At 71.4% G+C, this 24,546-nt stretch carries 21 protein-coding genes; 10 read left to right on the forward strand and 11 right to left on the reverse strand.

Annotation, left to right across the window (positions count from 1 at the left end; translation table 11 throughout):
• The first annotated feature begins 1 nt into the window (after position 1).
• The 6 genes from ACIF83_RS07975 to ACIF83_RS08000 all read left to right on the forward strand — a co-directional run bounded on the left by ACIF83_RS07975 (position 2) and on the right by ACIF83_RS08000 (position 7,238).
• On the forward strand, positions 2 to 817 hold the full coding sequence (locus ACIF83_RS07975) for an ABC transporter permease (protein WP_399724471.1): 816 nt from the start codon (positions 2 to 4) through the stop codon (positions 815 to 817).
• 32 nt (positions 818 to 849) lie between these two features.
• Entirely contained in the window at positions 850 to 1,662 is an 813-nt protein-coding gene (locus ACIF83_RS07980) for a hypothetical protein (RefSeq protein WP_399724474.1), read from the forward strand.
• A 78-nt stretch (positions 1,663 to 1,740) separates the two neighbouring features.
• Positions 1,741 to 3,048, forward strand: coding sequence for an aspartate aminotransferase family protein (locus ACIF83_RS07985; RefSeq protein ID WP_393470695.1), 1,308 nt, complete (start codon positions 1,741 to 1,743; stop codon positions 3,046 to 3,048).
• A complete protein-coding gene (locus ACIF83_RS07990; RefSeq protein ID WP_399724477.1) occupies positions 3,048 to 4,307 on the forward strand; it encodes a hypothetical protein in 1,260 nt (419 codons plus the stop codon). Before ACIF83_RS07985 ends, ACIF83_RS07990 begins: the two co-directional genes overlap by 1 nt.
• Positions 4,304 to 5,635, forward strand: a complete 1,332-nt coding sequence (locus ACIF83_RS07995) for an HAD-IA family hydrolase (protein ID WP_399724480.1) — start codon at positions 4,304 to 4,306, stop codon at positions 5,633 to 5,635. The genes ACIF83_RS07990 and ACIF83_RS07995 overlap by 4 nt, the downstream gene beginning before the upstream one ends.
• 10 nt (positions 5,636 to 5,645) lie before the next feature.
• Positions 5,646 to 7,238, forward strand: coding sequence for a class I tRNA ligase family protein (locus tag ACIF83_RS08000; protein ID WP_399724483.1), 1,593 nt, complete (start codon positions 5,646 to 5,648; stop codon positions 7,236 to 7,238).
• A 33-nt stretch (positions 7,239 to 7,271) separates the two neighbouring features.
• On the opposite strand, the gene ACIF83_RS08005 is transcribed toward ACIF83_RS08000, so the two are convergent.
• Genes ACIF83_RS08005 through ACIF83_RS08030 form a run of 6 tightly spaced genes read right to left on the reverse strand, consistent with a single transcriptional unit; the run spans position 7,272 to position 14,039 of the window.
• A complete protein-coding gene (locus tag ACIF83_RS08005; protein ID WP_399724486.1) occupies positions 7,272 to 8,423 on the reverse strand; it encodes a VWA domain-containing protein in 1,152 nt (383 codons plus the stop codon).
• Positions 8,413 to 9,324, reverse strand: a complete 912-nt coding sequence (locus tag ACIF83_RS08010; RefSeq protein ID WP_398137847.1) for an AAA family ATPase — start codon at positions 9,322 to 9,324, stop codon at positions 8,413 to 8,415. Before ACIF83_RS08010 ends, ACIF83_RS08005 begins: the two co-directional genes overlap by 11 nt.
• Positions 9,317 to 10,243, reverse strand: a complete 927-nt coding sequence (locus ACIF83_RS08015; protein ID WP_399724489.1) for an XdhC family protein — start codon at positions 10,241 to 10,243, stop codon at positions 9,317 to 9,319. The genes ACIF83_RS08010 and ACIF83_RS08015 overlap by 8 nt, the downstream gene beginning before the upstream one ends.
• 10 nt (positions 10,244 to 10,253) lie before the next feature.
• Complete coding sequence (locus tag ACIF83_RS08020) at positions 10,254 to 12,626, reverse strand: aerobic carbon-monoxide dehydrogenase large subunit (protein ID WP_399724492.1); 2,373 nt, start codon at positions 12,624 to 12,626, stop codon at positions 10,254 to 10,256.
• The gene (locus ACIF83_RS08025; protein ID WP_398137844.1) at positions 12,623 to 13,165 is read right to left on the reverse strand and encodes a (2Fe-2S)-binding protein; all 543 of its coding nucleotides are present in this window, start codon (positions 13,163 to 13,165) and stop codon (positions 12,623 to 12,625) included. Before ACIF83_RS08025 ends, ACIF83_RS08020 begins: the two co-directional genes overlap by 4 nt.
• A 1-nt stretch (position 13,166) precedes the next feature.
• The gene (locus ACIF83_RS08030; RefSeq protein WP_393470670.1) at positions 13,167 to 14,039 is read right to left on the reverse strand and encodes an FAD binding domain-containing protein; all 873 of its coding nucleotides are present in this window, start codon (positions 14,037 to 14,039) and stop codon (positions 13,167 to 13,169) included.
• A 116-nt stretch (positions 14,040 to 14,155) separates the two neighbouring features.
• Between ACIF83_RS08030 and ACIF83_RS08035 the strand changes: the two genes are divergently transcribed.
• Together ACIF83_RS08035 and ACIF83_RS08040 are read left to right on the forward strand one after the other, a co-directional pair.
• Positions 14,156 to 15,112 carry a LysR family transcriptional regulator gene (locus tag ACIF83_RS08035; RefSeq protein WP_393470667.1) on the forward strand — a complete coding sequence of 319 codons (957 nt, stop codon included), beginning with the start codon at positions 14,156 to 14,158 and terminating at the stop codon, positions 15,110 to 15,112.
• A gap of 102 nt (positions 15,113 to 15,214) precedes the next feature.
• Positions 15,215 to 16,177 carry an alpha/beta fold hydrolase gene (locus tag ACIF83_RS08040; RefSeq protein WP_399724497.1) on the forward strand — a complete coding sequence of 321 codons (963 nt, stop codon included), beginning with the start codon at positions 15,215 to 15,217 and terminating at the stop codon, positions 16,175 to 16,177.
• Positions 16,178 to 16,423: 246 nt separating this feature from the next.
• On the opposite strand, the gene ACIF83_RS08045 is transcribed toward ACIF83_RS08040, so the two are convergent.
• A complete protein-coding gene (locus ACIF83_RS08045; protein ID WP_393470661.1) occupies positions 16,424 to 17,398 on the reverse strand; it encodes a 2-hydroxyacid dehydrogenase in 975 nt (324 codons plus the stop codon).
• Positions 17,399 to 17,525: 127 nt separating this feature from the next.
• On the opposite strand from ACIF83_RS08045, the gene ACIF83_RS08050 reads away from it, so the two are divergent.
• Together ACIF83_RS08050 and ACIF83_RS08055 are read left to right on the forward strand one after the other, a co-directional pair.
• Positions 17,526 to 18,053, forward strand: coding sequence for a gluconokinase (locus ACIF83_RS08050; RefSeq protein WP_393470658.1), 528 nt, complete (start codon positions 17,526 to 17,528; stop codon positions 18,051 to 18,053).
• Positions 18,054 to 18,076: 23 nt separating this feature from the next.
• Positions 18,077 to 19,027, forward strand: a complete 951-nt coding sequence (locus ACIF83_RS08055) for a DUF389 domain-containing protein (RefSeq protein WP_393470655.1) — start codon at positions 18,077 to 18,079, stop codon at positions 19,025 to 19,027.
• Between the two features lie 54 nt (positions 19,028 to 19,081).
• Here ACIF83_RS08055 and ACIF83_RS08060 read toward each other — a convergent pair whose 3' ends face one another.
• The 4 genes from ACIF83_RS08060 to ACIF83_RS08075 all read right to left on the reverse strand — a co-directional run bounded on the left by ACIF83_RS08060 (position 19,082) and on the right by ACIF83_RS08075 (position 24,528).
• Positions 19,082 to 20,122, reverse strand: coding sequence for a cytochrome d ubiquinol oxidase subunit II (locus ACIF83_RS08060; protein WP_399724502.1), 1,041 nt, complete (start codon positions 20,120 to 20,122; stop codon positions 19,082 to 19,084).
• Positions 20,119 to 21,603: a cytochrome ubiquinol oxidase subunit I gene (locus tag ACIF83_RS08065; protein ID WP_393470650.1), complete on the reverse strand. Its 1,485-nt coding sequence runs from the start codon at positions 21,601 to 21,603 to the stop codon at positions 20,119 to 20,121. Before ACIF83_RS08065 ends, ACIF83_RS08060 begins: the two co-directional genes overlap by 4 nt.
• Before the next feature lie 36 nt (positions 21,604 to 21,639).
• On the reverse strand, positions 21,640 to 22,479 hold the full coding sequence (locus ACIF83_RS08070; protein WP_398137841.1) for an SDR family oxidoreductase: 840 nt from the start codon (positions 22,477 to 22,479) through the stop codon (positions 21,640 to 21,642).
• 222 nt (positions 22,480 to 22,701) lie between these two features.
• Positions 22,702 to 24,528 (reverse strand): glycoside hydrolase family 15 protein, encoded by a 1,827-nt coding sequence (locus ACIF83_RS08075; protein WP_399724505.1) that lies wholly within the window; start codon positions 24,526 to 24,528, stop codon positions 22,702 to 22,704.
• Between the last annotated feature and the right edge of the window lie 18 nt (positions 24,529 to 24,546).

Below are 24,546 nucleotides of genomic sequence, written 5' to 3' on the forward strand. Positions count from 1 at the left end.
CATGGACATCACCTCCTCCCGTGTCATCGGAGTCGGCCGGGTGGTCGGCGCCGCCGCCGCCAACGCCCTCGCCGACTTCCGTGCGACCTACACCTGGTACAGCTGGACGTTCGGCTGGCTGGGCCGGATGCTGTGCCAGGTCACCTTCTTCGCTCTGATCGGCTCCTACCTGCACTCGCCCGGGCAGACCCGCTATCTCGTCCTCGGCAACTCGGTGATGACCTGCGTCATCGAGGCCATGACCGTGGTGGTGTCGACCAGCTGGGAGCGCGCGCACGGCACGTTGGCGCTGCTGGCCGCCGCGCCCAGCGAGATGGGGTGGGTCTTCCTCGGCCGCAGCCTGCAGTGGCCCGTGAGCGGCTGCGCGACCTCGCTCGTCGCGCTGGTGCTGCTGGATCCGCTGTTCGGCGTGCAGTTCGCGGCGGCGCGGCTTCCGACGCTGGTGGTACTGGTGCTGCTGACCGCGTTCAGCACGTACTGCTTCGGGCTGTTCCTCGGCGCTTTCGTGCTCGCCGCGCCGGCCGTCCGCAACATCGTGTTCAACACCGCCTTCCTCGTCACCATGGCGATCAGCGGGGTCCAGGTGCCGACCGGTTTCTGGCCGTTCGGCGTGCGCCTGCTGGCCGACACGCTTCCGGCGACGCACGGCGTGGCAGCGGTGCGCGCGCTCGCCGACGGTGCCGGCCCGGCCGCCGTCGCGCGGCCGGCGGCCTGCGCCGCGCTCGCGGGCGCGCTGTGGCTGGCCGCCGCGCTGACCGCGTTCCGGGTCTCGGCACAGCGAGCCCGCCGGCACGACGGCTACGAGTTCGCCGTATGAGCGGCGAACCGTTCGAACAGAAAGGTCAACCCATGTCCCACCCGGCGGCGCCGGGGGAGCTGAGCGTCCTGGTCGTCAAGCCGGACGGCTACCGCTCCCCCAAGGTGCGCGACTACGTCGACGAACTCCTTCAGGCGTCGCGGCTCACCGTCGAGCTGCGCTACGAGGTCTGTCTGGAGGACGAGGACGTGATGGACACCTGGCCCAAGTTCGCCGGGCCCAAGTACCCGATCACCGCCGAGTTGCTGAGGCTGTACCTGACCAGCGGACCGTGCGAGGTCATCGTGGTGCGCGGGCCGGACGTGGTGCGCCGGTGCGCGCAACTGCGGAGCAGGGTGCGGGCGCGGTTCGGCACCTCGGCGTTCGCCAACTGTGTGCACACCCCGACGGAGCCCCACGAGATCGGCCCCAACGTGGAGAAGTACCTGGTCAGTCTCCCGACGGGGCAGCCGTTCACACGGCACCACGACGAGGGCACCACCGAGGGTATCGGCGGCCGGCTGGCCGCCCTGCCCCGCGCCGTGCTCCGCACGGAGGCTCGGGCCTTCTGGAAAACCGCGCAGGAGGAAGGCTGGCGCGCGGCCTGGCGTCCCCGGCCTGAGGGAGGTGGCTTCGGCGCCTGTCTGCTGCCCGGCGATCCGCATTCCGTGGACCACGGCATGTCCCTGATCGCCGAGGCCCTGCCCGAACTGACTCCGCGGGAAGTGATCTCCGCCTACGTGGAGGCCGAGGTGGAGGGCTGGTCCTGCCTTCTGTCCGGTACCGACATGCAGGCCCGGGAACTGGCCCACCTGCTGGCGGCGCAGGGCCTGTACACCGAAGTCAGGGCTCTGACCCCCGTCTAGGCCCTGTCGTCGAACTCCCGTCTGCCCCGCCTCCCGCGTCCCCGTCGAAGAGCGTCAATGAGCCTGGAGAGCCTTCGTATGCCCCTGCCCCCTCATCTCGTAGCCCCGGACCTCGTGCCCGAGCAGCAGGTCGACGACACCAGCGCCGTCTACTATCCGGTCTCCGACACCCGGATGGTGGCCGGTGAGGGCATCTACCTGTACGACTCCGAAGGACGCGGCTACATCGACTGCGCGTCCGCGACCTTCAATCTCAGTCTCGGCTACCGCCACCCCGCTGTGGTCCGGGCCATCAAGGAGCAGGCCGACCAGCTCATCCATGTCACGTCCGGGTTCCAGACGGCCCCCATCAACGCCCTGGCCCACCGCCTGGTGAAGCTGGCCCCGAAGACGATCAGCAAGGCCCACCTGAAGGTGGACGGGGGCTCGGCCGCGAACGAGGGCGCGGTGAAGATGGCGCAACGCGCGACCGGACGACGGGATGTGATCACCCTCTTCCGCAGTCACGTCGGCCAGACCGTGATGATGGCCAGCCTGTCCGGCAACGCCTTCCGCAAGCAGCCGCTGGCCCAGCTGTACCACGGCGGGCTTCAGGTGCCGGACCCGTACTGCATGCGCTGCTTCTACGGCCAGGATCCCCGCAGTTGCGGCCTGATGTGCGTGGACCGCATCAACGACTTCCTGGAGTACGCCAGCAGCGGCAGCGTGGCGGCGGTGCTCGTGGAGCCCATCTCGGGCAACGGCGGCAACATCGTTCCGCCGGACGGGTACTTCGCCGCGCTGCGCGACCTGTGCGACACCCACGACATCAAGCTGATCTTCGACGAGGTGCAGACCGGCATCGGCCGCACGGGACGCATGTTCGCCGCCGAGCACTTCAGCGTGGACCCGGACGCCATCACCGTGGCCAAGGGGCTCGGCGGGTCCGGCACCCAGGTCGCGGCCATCCTCACCAGTGACGAGTTGGCGGGCCTGCCCACCAACGACCACTCCTTCACCTACGGGGCCAACCTTCTGGCCGCCGCCGCGGCGCTCGCCACCCTGGACGTCATCGACGACCCGGGCTTCCTCGCCAACGTGCGTGCCACCGGCGCGCACATCCTCGGCCGGCTGGAAAGCCTGCGCCACACGCACCCGCACCTCGCGGACGTGCGGGGAGTGGGTCTGATGATCGGCGTCGAGATCGTCGACGAGTCGGGCCGCCCCAGCGCCGCGCTCACCAACCGGCTGGCCGAACGTGCCCTGGACCACGGTCTGGTCCTGCGGACCTCGCGCTACGGACACGGCAACGTGCTGAAGGTCCGCCCGCCCCTGATCCTCACCCTCGAAGAAGCCGACGTCATCTGCGACCGGTTCACCGAACTGCTGCTGGCGGAGGGAATCTGATGTCCCATCGGCCGGCACGTCCGACGCCGCGACAGCCCGCCGCCGACAGCGACATCGCGTTCGTCGGAGGTGGCTTCCGCACCACCACGTTCCTCTCCTCCGCCCCCGGCCTGCTGCGCCGCCGGATCCGCGTCTACGAGCGCGGCGCCACGGTGGGCCCCGGCGGGTTCGCCCGGTACGGGATCACCACCACCTCCATCGGCTCCCGCTTCTTCAAACACCTGGACCCGAGCGGCCCGTTCGCGTCCCTGGCCCACTCCCCCGCGCTGGCCGACGTCGTCCACGCCGAGCAGCCGGTGGCCATGGAGCGGCTGGCCACCGCCCTGACCGCACTCGGCGGCACGCTGGCGGATGCCCTCGGACCGGACGGGTTGCGGCTGGGCAGCACGGTCGTCGCGGTGCACGCCGACAGCCGGCAGCGGCGGGTGGTGCTGCAACTCTCGGACGGCAGCACGGAGTCGGCACGGCACGTGGTGCTCGCCACCGGGCGCACCGAGCGGCCGCATCCGGAACTGGCCCCCTGGCGGTCGAAGGTACTGGCGTCGGGAACCGTGATCTCCGTCGGCCACCGTCAGGACATCAAGGACAGGCTCCTCGCGGCCGCCGGCCGCCCGGTCGTCATCGCCGGCTGCTCGCACAGCGCGATGTCCGCCCTGCAGACCCTGCTCGATGCGCGGGCCGAACTGCGCGCCGAGCACCCCGACGCGCCCGTGCCCGCCTTCCGGGTCGTCCGGCGTGGTCCGGCCCGGCTCATGTACGACAGCGCGGACCTCGCCCGGCTCGGTCAGGTGCCGGGCCGGGAGCGCCCGTTCGACCCGGCCGCCGATGTATGCCCGGCCACCGGCATCGTCTACCGGGACTCGGGGCTGCGTCACCAGTCACGCGCCCTGTACTGCGCCCTCTGGGCGGGCGAGGTGCCCGGCGCCGCTCTCGTGGACGCACCCGTGCTCGCCGACGCGGCCGACGGCTTCGACGAGGCCGCACTGATCGTCCAGGCGCTCGGTTACCACGGCCAGGCGCCGGACATCCACGCGGACGGCGTACTGGCGCGCCCCGGCGACTCCCCCGCCCGGCTGCTCGCCGACGACGACGGCGCCCTGCTGCTGACCCGGACCGCGCACCCCCTGATGTCCGTGCTGCGGGTGGAACCCACCCCGCTCGACCGCAGGGACGCCACCGCCTACGCGAGCGACCTGTACGAGCGGCTGGCGAGCCGCCTGGACCTCCTGGCAGCACGGGCGGCGGAGGTGGGCGCATGAGCGGCGGACCGGTTCTGGACGCGCTGGCCGCGCTGATCGGCGAGCGGCGGACCGGCGTCCCGACACGTCCGTACGTGGTCGGCATCACCGGAGTCGACACCGCGGGCAAGTCGAGGCTGGCCGAACGGCTGCGGGGCGCGCTGCAGGTCAGGAGCGTGCCCGCCGCAGTGGTGCACGTCGACGACTTCCACCGCCCGCGGGCCGAACGTTACGACCCCGCGCTGCCGGAGCCGCGCCAGTACTACGAGCGCAGCATCGACTTCACCCGGCTGGCCGCCGAAGTCCTGGCCCCCCTGCGGGCCGACGGGCGGTTGCACCGCACCGTGGCGCGCCTGGACCTGCCCACGGACGAGTGGACCACGATCCGCTACGACATCGATCCCGGCAGTGTGGTGATCCTGGAGGGCGTCTTCCTGTACCGCGCGGAGACCAGGCCCCATGTCGACCTCTTCGTGCACCTGCACGTGGACGAGCACACGGTGCTGGAACGGGCCCGCTCGCGCGATCTGCCCGCCCAGGGCGAAGAAGTGATGCGGAAGTACCGCGACAAATACTTGCCGGCCCAACGGGCGTACCTGGACGAGCACTTGCCAGGGGCACTCGCGGAGGTGATGCTCGACAACTCTCGCTGGCAGGAGCCCGTCGTACTGTCCTGGCCCGGCGAGCCCCACGCCGTGCTGTTCGACCTGTGGAAGACACTGGTGCCGCTGCCGGACGACCTGAAACGGCGTACGTTCGAGGCCACCGCCGTGGCGCTCGGGCAACGGCCCGACGATCTCGCGGACGCGTGGAAGCGCACCAGGGAGGTGCGTGAGACCAGGCCGTTCGCCGACTACCTGGACTGGCTGCGCGACCATCTGGCGGGCACATGGTCGCCGGCCCAGGCGGCCGAGGCGGCGGCAACCCGCCGCCGACTGCACGGCGAGGCCTTCGCCACCCCGCTGCCGGGCGCCGTCCAGGCCGTGACGGTGGCGAGGCAGTTGGGCCTGCGCACGGCCCTGGTCTCCAACTGCACCTCCGACGTACGGGAGATGGTGCGCGAGTCGGCCTTCGCGGACCGCTTCGACGAACTGCTGCTCTCCGCGGAGGTCGGCGTCATGAAACCGGATCCGGAACTGTTCCGCACCGCCGCCGACCGGCTCGGTGTTCCACCTTCGGCCTGCGTCTTCGTCGGTGACGGCACCGACGGGGAGCTTGCCGGTGCCGCCGCCGCGGGCATGACCGCCGTCCTCGTGGAGTGCGGTGAGCCGCGCTCGTGGACCGGGCCCAGGATCGCGGCCCTGCCCGACCTGACCGACCTGCTCGTGACCGTCCTCGCCAAGGGGTGACCCCGCTCCCATGCACATCCATCACAAGGTCCTGCTCGTTCCCATGCAGCCGACGCCCAACGGCCGGCTGCACATCGGCCACGGCGGCGGCACCTATCTCCGGGCCGACGTCATCGCCCGGGCGCTGCGTGCCCAGGGCCACGAGGTCGCGGTCATCACCGGCAGCGACGCCTACGAGGACTGGGTGGTGGCCGCCGCCCACAGCGAGGGCCGCTCCCCGGAGGAGACCTACCGCGACCACCACGCGGGGATCGCACGCGACCTCGCCCGCCTGTCCATCGACCTGGACGTGTGGATCGATCCGGCGGGCCCCGACCACCGGGACGCCTACCGGCGGCTGCACGAGAACGTCCTGAACCGGCTGCGGGCGACCGGCGCCGCCCGTCTGGAGAAGGAGCGGATCCCCTACGCACAGGACACGGGCCGCCCGCTCGTCGGCCCGTGGATCGCGGGCGACTGCCCGCACTGCGAGCGCCCGTGCGGGGGCAGCACCTGCACCTACTGCGGCGAGTACTTCGTCCCCGAGCAGATCCTCCGGGCGCGGTCCCGGCTCACGGACAGCCCGGTCGAATGGCGCACGGAGGAGAACTGGTTCGCGGCGGCCGCCGATCCCCAGGCCGTCACCGACCGGCACCGGGCGGCCGGACTGCGGCCTGTGTTCCTCGCTCCGCTGCTGCGTGCCCTGGACAAGCACGGCGGCCGTGTCCGGCTGACCGGACAGGGCGACTGGGGCGTCCGAAGCGGGACACTGCCCGTGGGGAAGGTCATCAGCAACGGTTACTTCCTCTACAGCGTCTACTGCGGTGAAGTGCACCAAGCACTGACCGGTGCCGCCGTGAACCCGTTCGCGCCGAACAGCGGCGTCACGACGGTCGGCCTGTTCGGCAGCGACAACTCCACCCCTGGGCTGCTCGTCCCGGACGTGCTGGCACAGGGCTCGCAGGGGGCGCTGAGCCCGTTCGACGCCACGGTCGTCAACGGCATGCTGCACTTCGAGGGGCGCAAGTGCTCCACCAGCAAGCGGCACGGTATCTGGCTCTCCGAGCTGCTGGAAGGCACGTCCGTGACCTCCGACGAGCTGCGCTACGCCCTGCTCCACGCGCCGCTCGACCACGGCCCCGCCGAGACGTCGACCGAGACGTTGACCGGGCACGTCAACGCCCTGCGCGAGTGGGACGCCAAGGTACTGCGCCCGGCCCTCGACCGGCTGAGTGAGCAGTCCGGTCCGGTGCGGCGGGCAGACCTGGCGCTCAAGGCTGCGGCCGACCAGTACGCGCTGCTCACCCCGTACTCACCCGACCTGACGGCCGCCGTGCGGGCGCTCGAGGACTGGGCGCGCACTCCGCTCGACGCCGACGCGGAGTGGCTGGTCGGCCTGGCGCTGCTCGGCCGGCCGCTGCTGCCGGACCTGGCCGGCCTCGTCTGGGCACGGCTCGGCTTCCCCGGCGAACCCGAGTTGGGGCAGGCGGAACGCTTCGAACCGATCCCTCGGCAGTTCCCGGACACCGCTCCCGCACCGGCCCACGGGCCACTGGACGCGGCGGCACTGCAACCCTACGTCCACCTTCAGGAGCCGGACGGACAGCCCGGTGCCAGCAGCTGACACAGCGGGGTCACGGGCTGTTTGCAGCGGTGGTCATCGGCGGCGGCGCGGTGCGGACAGCGCGGCGGTGAACTCGTCCAGGGCCGCGAGGTCGTGGGCGCTGACGACGGCGTCGCAGTAGGGCAGTGCCGCGGCCATGCCGGCCACGAGCGGACGGTAGCGCGGGCTCGCCGTGCGCGGGTTGACCCAGACGACGCGGTAGGCGACCCGGGACAGGCGCGCCATGTGGGTGGCGAGGTCGGCGGGCGGGCCGGTGTCCCAGCCGTCGGAGACGATGGCGACCACGGCGCCGTGCGCCATGCCGCGCCGTCCGAACCGCTCGTTGAACTCCGCCAGGCACTCCGCTATCCGGGTGCCCCCGGACCAGTCCGGGGCCGCCCGTCCGGCCCGTGCCAGGGCGTCGTCCGGCCCGACCCGCCGCAGGACGGGCGTGAGGCGGGTGAGGCGGGTGGCGAAGGTGAAGACCTCGGCGCGGGTGGCGCGGGCGGCGCAGTAGAGCAGTTGCAGCATCGCGCGGGCATAGGGCTCCATCGAGCCGGAGATGTCGCAGAGCACGACGAGGTCGCGGGGACGGGTGCGGGGCACGAAGCGGCGCAGCCGCAGCGGGTATCCGCCGGTGCGGCGGCTGTCGGAGAGGGTGCGGCGCACGTCGATGCGTGCACCGCGGTGTGCGGTGCGGTGCCGGCGGGACGGCCGGGTCGGGGTGCGGAGCACGAGGGTGCGCATCACCTCGGAGAGCCGTGCCAGTTCCTCGTCGGACAGGTCCGCGAAGTCGCGGTTCGCGAGACGGTCGAGCGGACTGGCGGCGAGGGGGACCGGAGCCTCCCGCGGCTGTTCGTCGGCCTCCCGGCCGCGTCCGTCCGCGGTGGCCTCGCGGGCGCCGGGGACGCGACCGGGAAGGGTGCGCGGGAGCGAGCGCGCCGGGTCGCCGGGCTGCCCGCGCTGTACTTCGCGGTCGGCGGGGCCGCCGAAGACCTCCCGGAAGACCGCGTCGAACGGCTCGATCTGCTCGGGGTCGGAGACCAGGGTGGCGAGTGCGCAGTGCCGCAGTTCGCGCGTCGTCGACGGTGCCAGCAGGGTGAGCGCCCGGGCGAAGCTGCGGGTGCGGTCGGGGCCCGCCGCGATCCCCGCGTCGTGCAGGGCGGCGGTGAACGAGGCTGCCAGTTCCGGTAGGTCAGGAGGCATCGGGGCCCGCTTCCGCGTCGATCAGCTCCGCCAGTCCGGCCCGGCGCACGGCCTCGAGGTCCTCGGCGTACTTGAGCACCGCTCCCAGGGTGCGGTCGGCGGCGTCGGCGTCGAGGACGGACAGGCCCAGTGTGTGCAGCGCGCCGGCCCAGTCGATCGCCTCGGCGATGCCGGGCGGCTTGGTGAGCTCCTGCCGGGCGCGCAGGCGCGCCACTCCGTGGGCCACGCGCGGAGCCAGCCACTCGGCCGACTCCGGCACCCGTCTGCGGATGATCGCGGCGACTCGTGCGGTGTCCGGGTAGTCGATCCAGTGGTAGAGGCAGCGGCGTTTGAGCGCGTCGTGCAGATCCCGGGTGCGGTTGGAGGTCAGTACGGCCACCGGTGGTACCGCGGCCGTGCGGGTGCCCAGTTCGGGGATGGTGACCGCGGCATCGGCGAGCAGTTCCAGCAGGAACGCCTCGAACTCGTCGTCGGCGCGGTCCACCTCGTCGATGAGGAGCACCGCCGGCCGCGGTCCCGGGTGGCAGATCGCGGCGAGCAACGGCCGTGGCAGCAGGTAGTCCTCGGTGAACAGGTCGGCGTCCCGCAGAGGCTCCCCACGGGACTCGGCCAGCCGGATGGCCAGCAGTTGCCGTGGATAGTTCCACTCGTAGAGAGCTTCGGCCGAGGACAGGCCCTCGTAGCACTGCAGCCGGATCAGCGGGGTGTCCAGCACGGCGGCGAGCGCGCGGGCCGCCTCGGTCTTGCCGACGCCGGGCTCGCCCTCCAGCAGGATCGGCTGCCGCATGCGCACGGCCAGCAGCAGCGCCGTGGCCAGGGCGTCGTCGGCCAGGTAGCCGACCGCGTCGAGACGCGAGCGCAGGGCGGGGACATCGGGTACGAGGAGGTCGAGGTCAGGCATGCGCGTAATGGGAGGGGTCGTCGGCGAAGGCGTGCCGGCACCCCGGCCCGCAGAAGTACACCCTGCTGCCGGACCGGTCCAGCGAGAGGGTTTCGGGCGTGATCGCCACGGTCATGCCGCACACGGGATCCACGCCTTCGGCCACGGCCTGCGGCGCGGCGGTGTCGGTCCCGGGGCGCGCTGCCCGGGCCGTCTGCGGCCGCAGGGCGATGATCTCGGCGTACACCGACAGCGCGATCTCCCCCGGGGTCCGCGCGCCGATGTCCAGACCGGCCGGGGTGTGCACGTGCGCGCGTTGGTCCTCGGTGACGTCCAGCCCGGCGAGCACCGCCGCGCCGCGCCTCGGACTGGCCACCAGCCCGATGTACGGGACCCCGGCGCGTGCGGCCTCGATCAGCACGCTCTCCTCGTCGCGGCCGTGTGTGGCGATGACGACGACGTCCAGGTCGGGCGGCAGCGGCTCCCCGGGCGAGGCCGGCCGGGCGTCGAGGCCCAGCACACGACCGACGTCGAGCAGGGCGCGGGCGATGGGGGCGTGTCCGTAGACGTACGCCAGCACCGGGGGGAGGTTGGCCTCCAGGAAGATGTCGAGCGTCCCGCCCGACAGACAGGGATTGGCCACCGTGACCAGGCCTTCGCCGGACTCCTGCGCGCCTTCGGTGCCGGTGTCCACGCCGGGCGTGATCCTCAGCAGCAGCGACTCGCCGGTCTGCAGCACCCGCAGCCCCTGCAGTTGCACCGTCGTCTCGGCGCAGCTGCCGCCCACGAAGCCCTCGATGGTGCCGTCGGGCAGCACCAGCGCGCTGTCCCCGGGCTTGGCGCTCGTGGGCCGTTCCGCGTGGACGACGGTGGCCAGCACGAACGGGGTGCGGCCGTGCCGGAGCGCGTCCGCCCGGGTCAGCAGTTCGGGGTTCGTCATCGCGGGCGCCTCAGGTGATCGCCAGGTCCGTGCGCAGCGGTCGGCCCTGGGCGGCCCGCCACACCGCGGCGGGCGTCAGCGGCATGTCGACATGGCGTACGCCGAGCGGCTTCAGCGCGTCGACCACGGCGTTGACCACCGCGGCGGGTGAGCCCACCGTGGCGGACTCGCCGACGCCCTTGGCTCCGATGGGGTGGTGCGGGCAGGGGGTGACGGTCTCGCCGAGCTCCCACGAGGGGCATTCGACGGAGGTGGGCAGGAGGTAGTCCATGAACGACCCGCCGAGGCAGTTGCCGTCCTCGTCGAAGGCGATCACCTGCATGAGCGCCATGCCGAGGCCGTCGGCGAGTCCGCCGTGCACCTGACCCTCGACGATCATGGGGTTGATCCGGTTGCCGCAGTCGTCCACGGCGACGAACCGGCGGACCTTCACCTGGCCGGTGCTCGCGTCCACGTCGGCGACGCAGATGTACGCGCCGAAGGGGAAGGTGAGGTTCGGCGGGTTGTAGACGCAGGTGGCGTCCAGGTGGCCCTCGACGCCCTCGGGCAGCTCCAGGGTGGAGTGTGCGGCGAGCGCGATCTCGGCCATGGTCCGTCCCTGGTCGGGGTCGCCCGTGACGAACCAGCGGCCCTTCTCCCATTCCAGGTCGTCCGGGCTCACTTCGAGCATCGCGGAGGCGACGATCTTCGCGCGTTCGCGCACCTTGCGGGCGACCATCGCGGCCGCCGCTCCGGACACCGGCGTCGAACGGGATCCATAGGTGCCGAGCCCGAAGGGGGTCTGGTCGGTGTCGCCGTGCACCACCTCGACGTCCTCGGGCGGGATGCCCAGCTCCTCGGCGACGATCTGCGCGAAGGTCGTCTCATGACCCTGGCCCTGGGTCTGCACGGAGATCCGCAGTACGGCCTTGCCCGTCGGGTGGACGCGCAGCTCGGCGCCGTCGGCCATGCCGAGGCCGAGGATGTCCATGTGCTTGCGCGGCCCCGCGCCGACCGCCTCGGTGAAGAAGCTGACCCCGATGCCCATCAGCTCGCCGCGCTCGCGCTTTTCGGCCTGCTCCCGGCGCAGCTCCTCGTAGTGCGCGATGTCCATCGCCAGCCGCAGGGCGCGCGGGTAGTCGCCGGAGTCGTACTCCCATCCGGTCTGCGTCCGGTACGGGAACTGCCCGGGCCGCAGCAGATTGCGCATCCGCAACTCGGCCGGGTCCATGTCGAGTTCGGTGGCGAGCACGTCCACCATGCGCTCGACCAGGTACACGGCCTCGGTGACGCGGAACGAGCAGGCGTAGGCGACACCGCCGGGCGCCTTGTTGGTGTAGACACCGGTCACGGTGCAGTGTGCGGCGGCCAGGTCGTACGAGCCGGTGAACACCCCGAAGAAGCCGGCCGGGAACTGCGTCGGCTGTGCGGTGGCGTTGAACGCGCCGTGGTCGGCGATCACCTGGACACGCAGGCCCAGGATCTTCCCGTCCTGCGTCGCCGCGATCTCACCGTGCATGTGGTAGTCGCGGGCGAAGGACGTGCTCATCAGGTTCTCCGAGCGGTCCTCCACCCACTTGACCGGCTTGCCGGTGACGATCGAACCGACGACCGCGCACACATAACCCGGGTAGATGCCGACCTTGTTGCCGAAACCGCCTCCGATGTCCGGGGAGATGATGCGTATCTTGTGCTCCGGGATGCCGGCCACCATCGCGTACAGGGTGCGGTGGGCGTGCGGGGCCTGCGTGGTGGACCACACCGTCAGCTTCCCGGTGATGGCGTCCATGTCCGCGACGGTGCCACAGGTCTCCAGCGGGGCCGGGTGCACCCTCGGGTACAGCATGTCCTGCGCCACCACGACCTCGGCGCCCGCGAAGACCTCGTCGGTGCGCTCCTTGTCGCCCGCCGACCAGTCGAAGATGTGGTTGTCCCGCTGGCCCTCCTTGTCGTCGCGGATCACCGGTGCGTCCGGCTCCATCGCCCGCAGGGCGTCGACGACCGGTGGCAGCGGCTCGTACTCCACGTCGATCAGCTCGAGAGCGTCCCGCGCGGCGTAGCGGTCCTCGGCGACGACGAAGGCGACCTCCTGGCCCTGGAAGCGCACCTTGTCGGTGGCCAGTACCGCCTGGGTGTCGTACGAGATCGTGGGCATCCAGGCCAGCCCGAGACCGGCCAGGGTCTCCCCGGTGATCACGGCCTTGACCTTCGGGTGCGCCTCGGCGGCGCTGGTGTCGATCGACACGATCCGGGCGTGCGCCAGCGGGCTGCGCAGAACGGCGCCGTGCAGCATGCCGGGCAGCCGTACGTCGTCGACGTAGGTCCCGTGACCGCGGACGAACCGCGCGTCCTCCTTGCGGGGCATCCGGCCGAAACCGACCGGCCGCTCCTCGGTGGTCGTCATGCCCGCACCTCCTCGCGGCCGGGCGCCGGCTCTTCGCGAGCGGGCGCCGGCTCGGTGCCCGCGTCGGCGCTCTGCCGCCCACCGCCGTGCTCGGCGGCCCAGCGGATGGAGCGCACGATGTTCTCGTAACCGGTGCAGCGGCACACCTGTCCGGAGATGGCCTCGCGGATGTCCTCCTCGGACGGATCGGCGTCGTGGTCGAGCAGCCAGCGGGCGGTCATCATCATCCCCGGCGTGCAGAAGCCGCACTGCAGCCCGTGGCAGGCGATGAATCCCTGTTGCACCGGGTCGAGTTCGGCCCCGTGCGCCAAGCCCTCGACGGTGCGCACCTCATGGCCGTCGGCCATCACCGCGAGCACGGTGCAGGACTTGACCGGCGTCCCGTCCAGCCAGACGGTGCACACCCCGCAGTTGGAGGTGTCGCAGCCCCAGTGGGTGCCGGTGAGTCCGAGTTCGTCGCGCAGGAAGTGCACGAGCAGCAGCCTGGGCTCCACGTCCCTCGTGTGCTGCTCGCCGTTCACGGTCACGGTGATCCGCATGTCACGCCTCCTGCCCCTGGGCACGTGCGGCGGCGGCGCGCAGCGCCCGCGTGGTGAGCTCCCCGGCCAGATGCCGCTTGTAGTCGACCGGGCCGCGCTGGTCGGCCGTCGGCCTGCACTCCTGCGCGGCGATCCGGCCCGCCTCGGCGAAGGCCTCGTCGTCCGGCCGCCCGCCGCGCAGGAAGTCCTCGGCCCGCTCGGCCACGAACCGTGGGGCGCCCACCGCGGTCAGGCCGATCCCGGCCTCGGTGACGACCCCACCGGAGATCTCCAGCACCGCTCCCGCGGCGACGACGGCCCAGTCGCCGACCCGGCGCTCGACCTTGCGGTAGGCGCTGGCGTGCGAACGGATGGGCACCCGGATCTCCACCAGTAGCTCCGCCTCGTTCAGCGCGGTCTCGTACGGTCCCAGGAAGAACTCCCTGATCGCGATGGTGCGCCTGCCGGCGGGCCCCTGGGCGACGAGGGTCGCCCGCAGTGCCGAGAACGCCGCGGACAGGTCCTCCGACGGATCGGCCTGGCACAGCGAGCCGCCCACGGTGCCACGGTTGCGTACGAGCGGGTCGGCGATGACCCGTTCCGCGTCCCGCAGGATGGGGAAGTGCTCGCCGACGACCGGCGACGCGAGCAGCTCCGCGTGGCGGACCATCGCCCCGACGGCCAGGTCGTGCCCGTCCACCCGGATCAGCGCCAGCTCGCCGAGGCCGTTGATGTCGATCAGGGCTTCGGGCTGCGCCAGCCGCAGCTTCATCATCGGCAGCAAGCTGTGTCCGCCCGCCACCACCCGGGCCTCGGGGCCGTACCGGGTGAGCAGCTCGATGGCCTGCTCAAGGCTGGTGGCCCTCTCGTACTGAAATGCGGCCGGTACTTGCATCGGGCCCTCCTGGATCGCTGTGCCCGTTGCTGAAGTGATGCTGCGCTCTTCCGTACCGGCCATGCAATGGGTGGATAAGCATTCACTTATCACCTCAAACGCGAGAAAATCGGACGGTGACCGTCACGCAGCTCAGCACCTTCGTGCTGGTTGCCCGGCTCGGTTCGGTGGGCGCCGCGGCGCGGGCTCTGGACGTGAGCGAGTCCGCGGTGTCGCAGGCGCTCGCCGCGCTGCGGACCCACTTCGGCGATCCGCTCATCCGGCGCACCGGCGGGGGTGGGATGCGGCTGACGCCCGCCGGGGCGCGGCTGCTGCCGGTCGCGTCGCGGATGGTCGCACTGAGCGCGGATGCCGAGGCCGCGGTGCGGGCGGCACGGGGTGCGCCCGACGAACTGCGGGTCGTCGCCACGAGCACGCTGGCCGAGTTCGTGCTTCCGTCGCTCGTGGAGGCCTTCGCCTGTCGGTCGGGGCGCAGGACCGAGACCTCGTTCGGGGTGGCCACCGGCAACGAGATACGCGTGCTGGTGGAGAACCGGCTGGCCGACGTCGCGCTCGGGCCGTATCTCGGTGCCGCCCGCAGGGGCGAGCTGGTCAGCGAGCCGCTGTTCCGCACCCAGCTGGTCGTGGTGGCCGGCGCCAGGTCGCCGCGGCCGCCCGGTCCGCCGCCGCAGTGGTCGTGGCTGGTCGATTCCTCCGGGACCGATCCGGACGCGGACTCCGGCCGGCTGCTGCGTCGGCTCGGAGTGGCCGAAGGACACGTGTGGGTGTTCCCCAACCAGGCCGCGACCTGGGCGGCCGCCGCCGGGGGCGCGGGAGTGGCACCGGCCTTGGCCCATCTGGTGTCACCCCGCATCCTCCGGGACGAGCTGCGCATCCTGGAGACCCCGGCCACGCCGTCGGACGCCACGTGGCACGCCACCGTCCTGCAGCCGGAGCAGCGTTCCCCGGCCACCGACGCGTTCCTGCACTTCCTGCACACGCCCGCGGCGACCCGCATCATGCGCGCACCCGGAGCGGGCGTCCCGCCCTCCCGGTTCCGCCCCCCGGTGTACGTCACTCTCTGGGGCGCGTGAGAGAGCAGGCGCTCCCCCCGTCGGCCCAGCGGCGCGCCCGGCTCGGGTCCGGTCGGCGGATGAAACCGCCGGCCGAAGATCACGGCGCCTACGCTCGGACGCATGGTTGAGCATCGCATGGTTGACGTGAACGGCGTTCGGCTGCACATCGCCGAGCAGGGCGACGGCCCCTTGGTCGTGCTGCTGCACGGCTTCCCCGAGTCATGGCACTCCTGGCACCACCAGTTCGGCCCCCTGGCCGATGCGGGGTTCCGAGTGGTAGCCCCCGACCAGCGGGGATACGGACGCAGCGACCACCCCCACGATGTCGACGCCTACACCATCCTCCACCTGGTCGGCGACGTCGTCGGACTGATCCAGGCCCTGGGTGAGGAGCAGGCGTACGTCGTCGGGCACGACTGGGGCGCGCCGGTCGCCTGGCACACCGCCCTGCTGCGACCGGACCTGGTGCTGGGGGTGGCCGGGCTGAGCGTGCCGCCCCCCTTCCGCGGTACCCAGCCCCCGCTGGCCGCCATGGACGAGCGGTTCGGCGGCCGCTTCTACTGGAACTACTTCAACCGGCCGGGCGTCGCCGACGCCGAGCTCGCGAAGGACACGCGCACCGCTCTGCGGAAGATCTTCTACTGGGCTTCCGGTGATGCCCCCGGCGCCGGCGAGGGCCGGCAGCCGCTGGTCGACCCCGAGCGCGGCTGGCTCGCGACCATGTCCGACCCCGAGGTACTGCCCGTGTGGTTCACCGAGGACGACCTCGACGCGCTCACCGAGAGTTTCTCCCAAGGCTTCACCGGGGCGCTCAACTGGTACCGCAACCTCGACCGCAACTGGGAACTGACCGCTCCGTGGCACGGCGCCGTCGTCACCCCGCCCGCCCTGTACGTCTACGGCGACCGTGACGTCGTCCCCGCCTTCCCCGGCACGCCCGAACTCATCGAGCGCCTGCCCGCCCTGATGCCCAACCTGCGGCGCAAACCTCTCGAGCTGGCGGGCTGCGGCCACTGGACCCAGCAGGAACGCCCGGACGAGGTGAATGCGGCGCTCATCGACTTCCTCAGGGCGACTTCCTGACGGTGCCCTGTGGCGGAGGCTGCTCGGTGGAACACGGAGACCACTGCCGACTCCGTCCAGGACGATGCGGGGCCGGCGGCCGCCGGCCCACCTCGCTCCTGCGGTCGATGCCGTGGCCGAGGATCCCCCCTTCACCGACGGCGAGTTCGACGCGGCGAGAAATTCGGCCACCTGCGCGATCAGCCGACGCACGAAGGTTCGCTCGTGATCGTGCGCGCAACCCCGTAGCGGCACACCGCCGCCGTGTCACGCCCGTCGGACTCCCCCATGGTCCTGGGACGCGGCCACCACGTTGGCCAGGGGCTCTCCGGCCGTGTACCGGGCCAGCTGGGCACGGACCAGCGCCAGCGCCCGGGGGCGGAACGCGGAGGTGGTCGCGGCCGCGTGCGGGCTGATCAACGTGTGGGGGGTCGTCCACAGGGGATGACCTGGCGGCAGCGGCTCCGGGTCCGTCACATCGAGTGCCGCGTTCAACCGGCCGCTGCGCAGGGCGCTGACCAGTGCCGTGGTGTCCACCACCGGGCCCCGGGCGATGTTGACCAGCAGGGCTCCGTCCCTCATCCGCGCCAGGAACCGTGCGCCGACCAGTCCGCGGGTCTCGTCCGTGAGCGGCACGGTCAGCACCACCACGTCGGCCTGCGGGAGGAGGGACGGCAGCTCGTCCATGGAGTGCACCGGCCCCTGCGGCAGCTGTCGTGCGGTGCGGGCCACACGCATCACGTGGCACTCGAACGCCGTCAGGCGAGCCTCGACGGCGGAGGCGATGGAGCCGTAGCCGAGCAGCAGAACCGTCCGGTCGGCCAGGGCGGGCCGGAAGCCGGTTGTCCAGCGCTGCGCGTCCTGGGAGCGGACGAAGTCGGGGATGCCCCGCAGTGCGGCGAGCGTCAGCGCCACCGCGTGTTCGGCCGTGCTGGTCGAGTGGACGTCTCTGGCGTTGCAGAGCGTGACTCCCGCGGGCAGGTGGGGCAGCACGTCGTCGACGCCCGCACTCAGGGACTGCAGCACGCGCAGGGCCGGCAGTGCCGGCAGCAGGGGCAGCGCCGCGCTGGTGAAGGTGTAAGGGACGACGAAGAACTCGACGGCGCCCAGGGCCTGGCCGTCGGGGGCCCGACCGGTGCCGTCCCAGACGAGCGCATGCCATCCCGGAGGAAGACCGCCGAGGTCGGCCGGCGTGAACGGCAGCAGAAGTCGCTCCTTGTCCGAGGTCTTGGCGGAGGTCATCGGGCGGGCTCCTGGCGCGACAGCCGGCTGCGGTCGGGGGACAGCGGGTGGCTCGTGCAGCACGTCATGGAATGACGGGTGATAGTGGATGTGCACCAGTGTTCCACCGTCACCTCAGGGAGGCTCGTTGACCAGCCCGGTCGGCGGTTCACGCGTGGTGATCGTGATGGGCGTGTCGTCCTCCGGCAAGTCCACTGTGGGATCACGGCTCGCGCAACGGCTAGGTGTGCCCTTCCTTGAGGGGGACAACCTGCACTCTGCGGCCAACCGCGCCAAGATGGCGTCCGGACACCCCCTCGACGACGCCGATCGCGAGCCTTGGCTGGCAGCTCTCACGGAGTGGATTCGCACGACCGCGGCAGGCGGACACGGGGGTGTCGCCACGTGTTCCGCGCTCAAACGCGCGTACCGGGACCAGTTCCGGCGCACCGGAGCGGACCTGTGGTTCGTTCATCTCGCTCTGGCCCGTGACGTGGCCGCGGAGCGGATCGCCCGTCGCAAGGGGCACTTCATGCCCCCGGAGCTGCTCGATTCCCAGTACGAGATTCTGGATCCGCTGGAGGCCGACGAGCCGGGCGTCACCATCGACGCGTCCGGCGACCGGGAGCAGGTGCTGGCGGACGCACTGCGCGCCGTTGCCGAGCCGCACCGGTAGTTCGCGCCCCACAGGAGGCTCGGATGGACTTGATCCACTTCCGCATGATCATGCCGCCCGCGCTCACCCAACGGGCCGTCGACCTGCTGGCCTCGCACGACCGCGTCCTCAACCTGGTGGTCGTGAAGTCGGCCCACGTTCCGGACGGTGACGTGCTGGAGTGCGACGTGGTGAAGGGTGCCGCGAACGGCGTGCTGGACGCCCTGCGCAAGCTGGGGATCGACCGTGCGGGGGCCATCGTCGTCGACGACGTCGACCTGATGTTCTCGCACCGTGCACAGCAGATCGAGGACGACCAGCCGAGCGCGCTCGTCCACGCGCCGCTGTGGGCCGCGGTCGAGGCCCACATCCGGGCCGGGGGGACGTACCCGCCGTCCTTCTACCTGTTCCTGGTCATCGCCGGGCTCATCGGCTCGGTGGGCATCATGACCAACTCGCAGATCCTCATCGTGGCGGCCATGGTGGTCGGCCCCGAGTACAACGCGATCACCAGCATCGCGCTCGGGCTCGACCGTCGTAACCGTCGCAGGGTCTGGGAGGGGAGCCGCGCGCTGACGACCGGTTTCCTGCTGGCCATCGCGATCACGCTGCTCTTCGCCCTGCTGGCGCGGGCTGCCCACCTGCAGTCCACGGCCTTCGAGCTGGGCCTGCGCCCCGTCTCCCATCTCATCGACACACCGGACGTCTTCTCGGTCGTCGTCGCCGTCCTCGCCGGTGTGGTCGGTGTCGTCTCGCTCACCGAGGCACGCACCAGTGCACTGCTCGGTGTCTTCATCTCCGTGACCACGATCCCCGCCGCCTCGGACATCGCCGTCTCGCTCGCCTTCTCCGAGTGGCACGAGGCGCGGGGCTCACTGTTCCAGCTCCTGCTCAACGTGGTCGTTCTGGTGGCCATGGGCGTCATCACCCTGCGCGTGCAGCGGCATCTGTGGCGCCGCGCGGCTCGTCGTGCCGCCAAGCGGCCGCAGCAGTAGCGATCCGGGCCTGTGTCGGCCCGATCGCCAGGGCCCCCACACACGCACACGAGGTCACCCCTCGTCGCCCGCTCCGCCGCGCTGCAGCTCGGCGTCCGTGAGACCCTCCAGCTCGCCATGGGTGTCCAGCCAGTACAGCAGGGCGACCGCGGGAAAGACCAGCACGAAAGCGACGAGGGTGACGAGCCCCAGCCAGCGCAGTGTGGTGTGCGCACCCGCCCCCTCGGCCACGGTGAGTGAGGTCGGGATCAGGTAGGGGCGCTGGGCCATGCCCCAGGCGATGACGGCCGAGGCCACCACCCCGACCGCCGTGACCCGGGACCAGTCCGCGGAGGGGCGGGTGAGCAGCCATGCGGTCGCGAGGGTGGCCAGTACTGCCACGATCACGAAGACCAGTCCCACGCCGTGCGTGAGCCCGTGCCACACATAAGGGGCGTCCCCGTGCGTGACGACCAGGGTGATCACGGCGAGTACGGCGACGACCGCCAGAGCCGCCAGTGCCCGCCGCCGGAAGTAGCCGTCGAGGTCCGGCGCGGAGAAGCGCCGGGCGTCGGCGGCCAGGAACACGGCCCCGAGCAGCGCCGTGACCGCGATGGCGAGCAGGCCGAACAGCAGCGAGGTGGGGTTGGCCCAGGCGTCCGTCGACGCCGTCGCGGCCGCGGTCACCCGGCCCGAGGCCACTCCCCCGACCGCGGCGCCCAGAAAGAACGGCGTCAGCAGCGAGGCGATGGCGAACATCGCACCGTACAGGCGTCGGCCGGCCAGCCTCGTCAGGGGCTTGCGCAGGGCGAAGCCGGCCCCGCGGAGCACGGTGCCGACGGCGGCCAGCGCCAGCGGCAGCCACATCGCCGTGAACACCCGTTGGAAGAACACGGGAAAGCCCGTCCACATGATGACCAGGACGAAGATCAGCCAGACGTTGTTGACCTCCCACACCGGAGCCATCGCGTGGTCGATCAGCCATCGGGGGCGCTTGCCGCGTTCCGCTCCGCCGGCGGTCAGATCCCAGAAGCCGGCTCCGTAGTCGGTGCCGCCACCGCAGGCGTACGCGGCGACCGCGAGCAGCAGGACGACGGCGATGACTCCGGCGATCACGTCCGGCCCCCCTTGGACGAGGTGGTCGCGTCGCCTCCGGGTCCGGGCGTGCCCGCGGACCCGACCGCCGAGCGCGGCCCGTACGGCGTGTCCGTCTCCGGCGCCTCCGGCGGAGTCTGCGGTCCGCCTCGTTCGTCGGCGAGCCGCCAGCGTGCACGCATCTTCAGCAGCACCACCAGGAACGACCCGAAGACGAGGACATACACCAGGACGACCAGCCCGAACATGATCCACAAGCTGGTGGAACGGGTCGACGTCACCGCTTCCGCGACGCGCATGTTCTGGTACACGATCCACGGCTGGCGTCCCACCTCGGTGGTGATCCAGCCGCATTCGACGGCGACGACGGAGGCCACGCCCGCGCACGCGGCACTGCGGTAGAACCACTTGGAGGCCGGCAGCCGACGGTGGCGCAGCCACACGAGGGCGTACCAGAGCGCGAGCAGGAGCAGCAGCGAGCCGAGGCCGACCATGGTGTCGAACGCGAAGTGGGTGATGGTGGCTTCGGCGGCCGTCGGCCGGTCGCCGGCCGGTACCGATGTCAGACCGGTGACCTTGGTGTCCGGGCGGAAACCGGCGAGGATCGAGTCGAGTTGGGGGATCTTGATGCCGCCCGAGATGGTCCCGTTCGGATGCAGCCGGCCGTACAGGTACTCGGGGACATGGGTGTCGGTGTTCCAGACGATCTCCATGGCCGCGAACTTCACCGGCTGCTTGTGGAAGACCTGCCGGGCGATGGAGTCACCGAGCATGAACTGCACCGGTGTGCACACCGCGGCCAGTGTGAAGGGGATCGCGAAACCGAGCCGGTGGTACCGGTCCCGACGCCCGCGCAACCAGCCGACGGCGTAGACGCCGGCCACGACGTAGCCCGCCGTCACGAACATCGCCATGACGAAGTGCCAGTACTCCGGACCGAACATGGGCGTGAAGATCGCCTTCCAGATCTTCACGTCGACGGGGTTGCCGGCGGCGTCCAGGGTGAAGCCCCGCGGGGTGTTCATCCACGAGTTGGCGGCCAGGATGCCGAAGGCGCCGAGCAGGGCCGCGAAGGGCAGGGGCAGTCCGAGCAGGAAGTGGGTGCGGGCGGGAAGCCTTCGCCAGCCGTACAGGTAGATGGCGATGAGGACGGCCTCCAGGAAGAAGGCCCACGCCTCGACCCCGAAGCCGATGCCGAAGACATCGCCCCACCTGCCCATCATGCCCGGCCACAGCAGCCCGAACTCGAAGGACAGCACGGTGCCGGTGACCACGCCGATGGCGAACTGGACCGCCATCACCGCCGACCAGCGGCGCGCCAGCAGCAGGGCGGTCTCGTCGTCGCGGCGCAGACCGTAGCCGTGCATGATCAGTGTGATCAGCGGCAGGGCCACGCCCAGCGGCACCAGGATGATGTGGGAGGCGAGGGTGAAGGCCATCTGGGATCTGGCCGGGAGCATCTGCGCCGGCGTGTCCGCCAGCAGGGTGACCGTGAAGTGCATGGGCGTCTCTCGGTGGGCCGACGGGAACGGGGCTGGTCAGCCGCCGGTGGCGAAGCCGGGGAAGAGGGTCATCCCGCCGTCCACGAAGAGGGTGGCGCCCACGACGTAGTCCATGAGGTCGGAGGCGATGCCGACGACCGCGTGGGCGATGTCCTCGGGATCGCCGATACGGTCGTAGGGGATCAGCCGCAGGAGGTCCTTCTGGGCCTCCGGGGTCTCCCAGGCACTGCGGTTGATGGGGGTCTTGATGGCGCCGGGGGCGACCGCGTTCACCCGGATCTTCTTCGGGGCGAGTTCCTGGGCGAGGGTCTCCATCATCATCTGGACACCGCCCTTGGAGGAGGCGTAGTTCACGTGCCCCGCCCACGGGATGATCTGGTGCACCGAACTCATGCAGATGATCTTCCCGGCGGCACGCGAGACCTCGGGCACGACGCCGCGCCGGAGGAACTCCTTCGTCGCCTCGCGCGCGCACAGGAACTGCCCGGTGAGGTTGACGTCCAGCACCTTCTGCCACTGGGCGACGGTCATCTCGGTGAACGGGGCGTCGCGTTGCAGTCCGGCGTTGGCGACCAGGATGTCGATCGTGCCGAACTCCTGGACCATCCGGTCCATCATCGCCACGACCTGGCCCTCGTCGGACACGTCCGCCTCGTAGGCCGCCGCCCGCACGCCGAGGGCTGTGATCTCCTCGACCACCTGCTCGGCGTCCTCGCGCCCGGCCACGTAGTTCACGGCCACGTCGGCGCCGGCCCGGCCCAGGGCGACGGCCGTGGCCCGGCCGATCCCGGAGTTGGCGCCGGTGACCAGCGCTTTCTGCCCTTTGAGCAGATGGGCGGGGATCACGTTCTGCGGTGCGCCCTCGGTGGCACTCACGATGGCTGTCTCCTCCACTGCTTGGCCCGGATCAGCCGGGCCGTGGCCCGGAGGTTCAGGCGCCACACAAACACCGTGGACGGGGAGCCGCAGCGGGAGTGAGCCCGCGTTGGGCTGACCGACTGAGGATCTTCGCCCGATCGGAGGCGGGCTCGTCGGCCGCGGGTACCCGACCGCGCCATGGGGTGCTGGACCACGCGAAGGGTGTGCGCGGGTCGGGGTTCAGTCGGGGATCCGCCAGAGCCGGTCGAGCGCCTCGTTGAGCGTAGTGGCGGCCATGATGAGGGACAGATGGGTGAAAGCCTGCGGGAAATTGCCGAGTTGTTCTCCGCTCGGGCCTATCTCCTCGGCGAACAGGCCGACGTGGTTCGCGTAGGTCTGCATCTTCTCGAAGGCATAGCGGGCCTCGGCGAGGCGCCCCGCGCGGACGAGGGCGTCGACGTACAGGAACGTGCAGAGACTGAACGTTCCCTCGCTGCCGCGCAGTCCGTCGGGAGACGCCTGGGGGTCGTAGCGGTAGACCAGGCTGTCGGAGACGAGCACCCGGTCCATGGCGTCCAGGGTGGTGAGCCAGCCGGGGCTTCGGGGGGAGATGAATCCGACCCGGGGGGCGAGCAGGAGGGACGCGTCCAGGACGTCGCCTCCGTAGTACTGGACGAGAGCCTGCTCCTTCTCGTTCCAGCCGCGTTCCATGACCTGTTCCAGGATCTCGTCCCGGGCGCGGGTCCAGCGCGCGGTGTCGGCCGGCCTGCTGAACTCGGCCGCCAGCTTCAGACCACGGTCGAAGGCGGTCCAGCACATCACCCGGCTGTAGGTGAAGTCCTTGCGTCCGCCCCGGGTCTCCCAGATCCCTTCGTCGGGCCGGTCCCAGGAGTCGGCGAGCCAGTCCAGGGTGGCCGCCAGGCCCTTCCACCCGTGATAGCCCGCGTGCTCGCCGACCTCACGGCCCTCGGCCAGGCCGTACAGGGCCTCGCCGTAGATGTCGAGCTGCAGCTGGTCGGAGGCGGCGTTGCCGGCCCGGACCGGGTAGGAGCCGCGGTACCCCTCGAAGTGCTCCAGGATCTCCTCCGTCAGATGAGGGTCACCGTCTACCCGGTACATGATCTGCAGAGGTTCGTCGTCCGGTCCCTCATGGGCGTGGAGGCGGTCGCCGAGCCAGCGGATGAAGTGGGTCGCCTCCTCCACGAAGCCGAGATCGAGCAGGGCCCGGATCGACAGGGACCCGTCGCGCACCCACGTGTACCGGTAGTCCCAGTTGCGCTCACCCCCGACCTGCTCGGGCAGCCCCATGGTGGCGGCGGCGACCGGAGCGCCCGTGGGGGCGTAGGTCAGGAGCTTGAGTGTGATGGCGGAGCGGTACACCGTGTCCGTCCAGCGGCCGCGATAGCGCGAGGTGCGCACCCACAGCTGCCAGAAGTCGATGTTCTCGAAGATGGCCTCGGTGACCCCTTCGATGGTGGTTGGTGGTGGCGCCTCTCCGCCCGGCGGGCACATGGTGAACACCATGGCGGCCGCCTCTCCGGCGTTGAGCGTGCGGGCGCCCCGGACGTCGTTCCCGTCCTGTTCGAGCGGGATGTCGCTCTGCAGGTGGGCGGTCGCGCCCGGGGCGTGGAACGTCGCCCGTTCGGGCGTGAGGTCGAGCCGGTGGTCGGCCCGCGCGTAGTCGAACCGCGGCCGGCACGCGAGCTCGAATCGCACGGTGCCGCGCACCGTGCGGGCGACCCTTACCAGTTGGTGCCGGTCGGTCGCTTGCGTTCCCGGCTGGACCGGCATGTAGTCGATGATCTCGCCGACTCCGTCGGGAGACATGAAGCGGGTCACCAGGACGGCGGTGTCCGGGTAGTAGAGCTGTTTCCAGGTCCCCTCGGGGTGGTCCGGCGCGAGCAGGAAGTAGCCGCCGCCGTCGTGGTCGAGCAGCGCGGCGAAGACGCTGGGCGAGTCGAAACGCGGCGCCGCGAACCAGTCGATCACGCCGTGCGACGACACCAGAGCCGCGGTCTGCAGGTCCCCGATGAGTCCGTGGTCGGCGATGGGCGGGTAGCGATCCATGGCGGTCTCCTTGCTGGT

It is taken from the genome of Streptomyces sp. NPDC085866 (genome assembly GCF_044541035.1).
Lineage (GTDB): Bacteria > Actinomycetota > Actinomycetes > Streptomycetales > Streptomycetaceae > Streptomyces.